The organism is Mycolicibacterium hodleri (genome assembly GCF_025822245.1).
GTDB lineage: Bacteria > Actinomycetota > Actinomycetes > Mycobacteriales > Mycobacteriaceae > Mycobacterium > Mycobacterium hodleri.
Genome location: NZ_JACKTL010000066.1, coordinates 1 through 5,206, shown reverse-complemented (window position 1 = coordinate 5,206; position 5,206 = coordinate 1). Strand labels below are relative to the sequence as shown.

At 65.5% G+C, this 5,206-nt stretch carries 6 protein-coding genes and 1 pseudogene; 5 read left to right on the top strand and 2 right to left on the bottom strand.

Going from position 1 to position 5,206, the window contains the following annotated elements:
* Positions 1 to 11: 11 nt before the first annotated feature.
* Together H7J06_RS27005 and H7J06_RS27000 are read right to left on the bottom strand one after the other, a co-directional pair.
* Positions 12 to 761, bottom strand: coding sequence for a helicase-related protein (locus H7J06_RS27005; protein WP_264042490.1), 750 nt, complete (start codon positions 759 to 761; stop codon positions 12 to 14).
* A 69-nt stretch (positions 762 to 830) separates the two neighbouring features.
* A pseudogene (locus H7J06_RS27000) lies at positions 831 to 1,421 on the bottom strand (DEAD/DEAH box helicase family protein); the annotation flags it as partial.
* Positions 1,422 to 1,602: 181 nt separating this feature from the next.
* On the opposite strand from H7J06_RS27000, the gene H7J06_RS26995 reads away from it, so the two are divergent.
* The 5 genes from H7J06_RS26995 to H7J06_RS26975 all read left to right on the top strand — a co-directional run bounded on the left by H7J06_RS26995 (position 1,603) and on the right by H7J06_RS26975 (position 4,976).
* Complete coding sequence (locus tag H7J06_RS26995; protein WP_264042489.1) at positions 1,603 to 2,070, top strand: Imm61 family immunity protein; 468 nt, start codon at positions 1,603 to 1,605, stop codon at positions 2,068 to 2,070.
* 53 nt (positions 2,071 to 2,123) lie between these two features.
* Positions 2,124 to 3,122 carry an ATP-dependent DNA ligase gene (locus H7J06_RS26990; protein ID WP_264042488.1) on the top strand — a complete coding sequence of 333 codons (999 nt, stop codon included), beginning with the start codon at positions 2,124 to 2,126 and terminating at the stop codon, positions 3,120 to 3,122.
* An 82-nt stretch (positions 3,123 to 3,204) separates the two neighbouring features.
* On the top strand, positions 3,205 to 3,501 hold the full coding sequence (locus H7J06_RS26985) for a hypothetical protein (RefSeq protein WP_264042487.1): 297 nt from the start codon (positions 3,205 to 3,207) through the stop codon (positions 3,499 to 3,501).
* 1 nt (position 3,502) lies between these two features.
* A complete protein-coding gene (locus tag H7J06_RS26980; RefSeq protein WP_264042485.1) occupies positions 3,503 to 4,174 on the top strand; it encodes a hypothetical protein in 672 nt (223 codons plus the stop codon).
* 208 nt (positions 4,175 to 4,382) lie between these two features.
* On the top strand, positions 4,383 to 4,976 hold the full coding sequence (locus H7J06_RS26975) for a hypothetical protein (RefSeq protein WP_264042484.1): 594 nt from the start codon (positions 4,383 to 4,385) through the stop codon (positions 4,974 to 4,976).
* The last annotated feature ends 230 nt before the right edge of the window (positions 4,977 to 5,206 follow it).

The window sequence follows — 5,206 nt, the reverse complement described above, 5'->3', positions numbered from 1 at the left end:
CCGCCGATGGGTTATCGCCCGTCAACTACGAGATCAGGGAATCCAAGTCCAAGCCGGAAGCGGCATAGGAAACCCTCCACGATTTCGGGGGAACCACATTCCGAGATGTCGATGACGGTCTCAGCGTCTTGGCTGTCATCGACAGTCACCGAGAGCACGATCAGCGATGGGCGATCGTGATAGGGGTTCTTGCGGATCGCGCGACCGACCGCCTGGGCGACGTCGACCTCAGAGGAACGGGGTTCGGCGAACAGCACCGCATCGAGGCTCGGTATATTGACGCCTTCAGATAGAGCTCTAGCGTTGGTGACGATGTTCCAGCGGCCCGCGTCGTGCTGGCTCAACGTGTGCACCGCGGCCAGCCGGTCAGGCAGCTTCGAGGTGCCGTCGATATGGATGATGCTGGCTGAGCGGCCGTCGCGCAGAAGACCTTTGGCCGCCATCAGGGCGTGAGTCCGCGCGAAGGTCGCGGCGAATTCCTTGGACGCGGCGATCGTGTTGTGAAATGCCAACACACTGGAGAGCCCGTAGTCGGTGGCGGCCTGGGTCAGCGCGATCGACGCGGCGACGTGATCGGCCCGGGCGCGGCCTTCCTCGCCGGCGGCGAGGCTGATGAGCCGCAGGTCCTTGAGCGCAGCACCTACGGCCGAATCGGATACTGCTATGACCGCGACTTTGAAGTCCGCCAGAATGCCGCGCTCGATCGCCTCGCGGGTCGGCAAGGTGAACACTCGGCGGCCATAGAGTTCGGGGTCGTCCATGGAGGCCACAGAACGCTGGCGGGGCTTCCCGGATCGCGTTCGCGGGCCGCTGTGTTCTTTTGGGGTAGCGGTGAAGAACAGCCGGTGATCAGCCGGGACCTGTCGCTGATCGAGGATGGCCGCGAACGGCTTCCCTCGCCGCCCTGCCGTGCGGTGCGCCTCATCACAGACGCATACTGTCCAGCCACCGGCGCCGAATTGCCTGTGCGCGGCGGTGATCACCCCCAGCGATTGATAGGTCGCGAACACCACCCTGATCCCGGGTGTGTCGATCAGCCACTGCGCCAACTGTTCTGGGCTCGTCGTGCTCGGTACCGTGAGCTCGTCGCTGCCGATGTCTTCCTCGTCGATCTCGTTGCCGATTTTCTCTGAGCAGACAGCCAGCGCCTCGAATCATTGGGGGAACTGCGCGCGCCATACCCGATAGGTCTGCTCCAGCAATCCCAGCGTCGGGAACAACACCAACACCGAACCCGGCTTGTTGCCAAGCAGTTTCGCGGTAGCCGCGGCAGCCATGAGCGTCTTGCCGGTACCGCATCCGCTCACCCAGAGGGCGCGGTCCGCCGCCGGATCGGCTGCTTCGACGGCGGCGCGCTGGTAATCACGCAAGCGCAGGCCGCCTGGCCGCGACAGCCGTCTGGTGGGCCGTTTTACCGTCACTAGCTAATTATGCGTGACCCGCCAGTGGTGCGGATGGGCCAACGCGGCGATCGGCGGGCGTTGAGCACCACGTCGCCTTAGCCGTGGGCTGCTCGATCGGCCGCGGCCGACACGCAATTAACGTGGCGGGGTGCCGTCCGATGCGTTCGCCCTGAGTGTGGAGTGCGTTAGGTGGGCTCAGTTGGCGCGCTATGACTGGAACTCGGCTGAGGGACTTCTGCGGCGTCCAGGAGAAGACGGCTACGCAGTGTTGGCGCGACCGGATGGTCGCGCCGAACTGGTGCAGCTCGCCGACGATGGGACGAGCGAGCGCGTCCTGTACGCGGCCGACCGCGTGGTCTTGGAGCGCTACCTGTTCGGGTTGCTGGGCGACGACATCCGCGACGATCTAGACCTGCCTTTTCTGGACCTACCTGCGGGCGAGGCGAACACCGCCGACGGGTACCACCTGGGGCCGTTTCAGGCCGGTTCCCGCACGCTGTTCAGAGGCAGCGAACCCGTCGCCGCTGCACCCGGTGAGCTGACCAGCGTGGCTGCGCTCGTCCCGCTGTCGCACTTACTCGCGCTTTCCCTGGCCGATGTGCGTCGTTCGTACCTCGACGAACAGGGCGCACCTTTGCTGCGGTCTGGCAGGTATGCAGGCAGGTGAGCGCTCGGGCACGCGGGCAGGTTCCCACCACGTCCGCGCGTACCGTCGAAGAGGTGGCACGGCGACCAACGGAGCAGGTGCAGCGCACCGCACCGGCGCCCATGCTGGCGACGCTGGGCAAGGCTCCAGCCAGTGGCGAGAATGTAGCTACCGAAATCAAGTGGGACGGCCAGCGGGCGATAGTGGCCATCGACGGCGAAACCACCCGGGTGTGGTCGCGCAACGGTGCCGACATCACTCGAACCTTCCCTGAACTCGCGGGAGTCGCCGAGGCCGTGGGTGGGCGGCCGATGATCCTCGACGGCGAGATCGTCGCTCTCGACGCCCACGGGCGGCCGTCGTTCACTCGTCTGCAGCGACGCTGGCCACAGCAGCGGCGACCGGACGCGGCATTGCTTCGTGAAGTGCCTGTGCGGTTGATGGGCTTCGATGTCATCGAACATCAGGGACGAAGCGTCGCGCAGCTTCCGTGGCATGCACGTCGCACGATCCTCGAAAGCGTCTCGGTAGTCGACCGGTCCCCGGTGTTCACCGTCCCCCAAGCATTCACCGACGTGTCGCCGACGGACATGCTCGCCGTAGCCGCGTCGCACGCCCTGGAAGGGATCGTGATCAAACCGCTTGACTCGCCGTATATTTCAGGTCGCTCCGGGTTGTGGACGAAAGTGCCGATCAGGCTAAGCGCAGACCTGGTCATCGTCGGATTCTGGTCCGCCGGAGGGCCTGGCGGCCGAAGTGCCGTCGGCTCCCTGCTCCTGGCCGGCCATAACAGCGAAGGCAATTTGGTTCCCGTGAGTCAGTGCGGCACGGGATTTAGCTCAAACATGCGGCGGTACCTGTTCGACCTGCTCGACCCGACCATGTGCGAGGCGTCACCGTTGAGCGAACCGGTGGAGGCTGCGGGAGTGCGCTACGTGACCCCGACCTACGTCGGCGAGGTTGCCTACCGCGAGTACGTGCCCGGGCGGTGGATGCGTCACCCCAGCTGGAAAGGGCTCCGACAAAAGCCTGTCCGTGAGGTTGGCTTACCCGCGACGTCGCCGTCGGAATGACCATCCGCAATTAGTCGAGCCATGGGTAGGTTCACGGGCATGTCCGCCCGTGTTTGTCGGTCGCGACGGTGAGAATGACGCAATGAGCGACGACGGTAACGGTGGCCTGCATGTCCGACAGTCCCCACGCACCCGCAGTGCCGATGTGCACATCGCCGACCTCACGATGATGGTCCGGGTGCCCGGCCAGCCCGCCGCGGTGCGCGTCTACACCGAAGCAGAGAGCGACGACGCCGCTCGTTACGCGGCCGAGACCGGGGGAGAGGTTGTGAGACTTCCGCTCTCGCCGCCTCCGGGTTACGTCCACGGTTCCAGCGGGTCCCTGGTTCCCGCGGCGCCAATCGCGGCCGCGGTCGAGACCCCGCCGAGCGGAGCCTGACGTGACTGCTCAAGAGGTCGCCGCGGCGCTGCCGGACATCGACACCTTGCAGAGACGGAGTCAGGCCGTCGCGATGCTCGACGCGATCCTCTCCCCGGAGTGGGAGGACCGGATCTACTCCTACACCGCCGACTGGGGCGACGGCACCGCCGCCACCGAGATCCGCGACGGCTCCGGCAACGACTGCTTCATCGTCTTCACCCCGGACGGAGCCTTCATCAAAGGCCTCGATCACGAATCGCCGATGGCCCCGGGCCGAAGCCGCCCACCGGCGCTGTGGCCCGGTCTGGTCGACGACGTCCCCGATGTCTTCGCCGACCTGGTCACCGAACCGGCGTTCGCCAGCCTCGACGGAGTACTCAACGCCACCTTCTGCATGTGGCGCCAACGCCACGACACCGCGTGGCGAGCCGGGGCCGTGCACTACCTAGGCCTCGGGGATCGCGCCGACCCCGACGGCGCCTGGCAGATGCTCGGCGTGCTCACCGACCCCACCCCGCAGTCGTACCGAACCTTCGCCGCGACCTACTTCGAAGTCGACCCCGATCCCGTCGCGGTCGATCACGTCTTCAATCTTCGTCCGCTGACCCGCGGCGTCGTCCGGCGAATCAACCCCCAGGCCACGCTGGAGGAGCTCGGCGCTGACATCACCAGCGCCAATTACCCGACATAGGCAGCACCCTCGCCCGCGCCCGGGGCTTTCGTCGCGGGGGGCCGACGGCAGCGGGGCATAGGCATACGTTGGTGGGTTTTAACTGCCCGGGCTGCCCCGGTAAATATGGGCAATTAGGTGTAGGGGCCCGGCGCGCAGCTTGGCCATTGTCGTTGCGAGGCAGCGTAAACGAGTCGGCGTCGGCCGTGGTGGGGAATTGGAGCACCGCGTGGTGGGCGAGGTGGGCATAATCGTCGCCGGGTTCGTGGCCGCTCTGGATGCCGCACTGAACTCCAGGTCGTTGTGGGATCATCGGGCGATGATCCGGGCTCTGAGACACGACGGTGCGCCTGCACGCGAGGAGCGGCTGCTCTATGCCGTCGCAGCGGTGATTCTCGTCGCCGGCTTGATTATTGCTGGGGTCATCTACTTCAGCGGTCGCCCCGAAGCGGAGATGTCGTCCGCGCCGGCACCCGGCCCGACACAGCCGATCGCCGCCCAAAGCGGAACCGGCACGACCTGTGATGGTTGGGGCGACATGAAACGGGATTTTCAAGGCATGACACAGATGCCTGATGGCTGGACCTATGACACCCCGCAGATCGATATCGTCATCGCATCTCGCGCGGCCCAGCTCGCCAAGCTGCTCGACATCTTCACCCCACAGATCACCCCGGAACCGGCTGATGTCGCCGCGGCGGCTCACGCCTTTGTCGCCGCACAGTCCACCGAAGGTCCCAAACTCATCGCCCATACCTTCGGCCCGGCCGACCGGGCAAACATTGAATCACCCCCACTTTTGTGCCGTTTCCTTCTGAGTTAGGAAGGATGACGATTATGCCGAAGAAGATCGAACCGGAGGTCCGGGAGCGGGCGTTGCGGTTGTTGGAGACCCATGGCGGGGAGTATCCGTCGCTGACCGCAGCGTGCCAAGCTATCGCCAAGCAGGTCGGAGTGTGGTTCCCCCGAAATCGTGGAGGGTTTCCTATGCCGCTTCCGGCTTGGACTTGGATTCCCTGATCTCGTAGTTGACGGGCGATAACCCATCGGCGG

Excerpts from the sequence above, each read along its gene's own strand:
- H7J06_RS27005 (WP_264042490.1), bottom strand. The coding sequence starts at position 761 with ATGGACGACCCCGAACTCTATGGCCGCCGAGTGTTCACCTTGCCGACC.
- H7J06_RS26985 (WP_264042487.1), top strand. The coding sequence starts at position 3,205 with ATGAGCGACGACGGTAACGGTGGCCTGCATGTCCGACAGTCCCCACGC.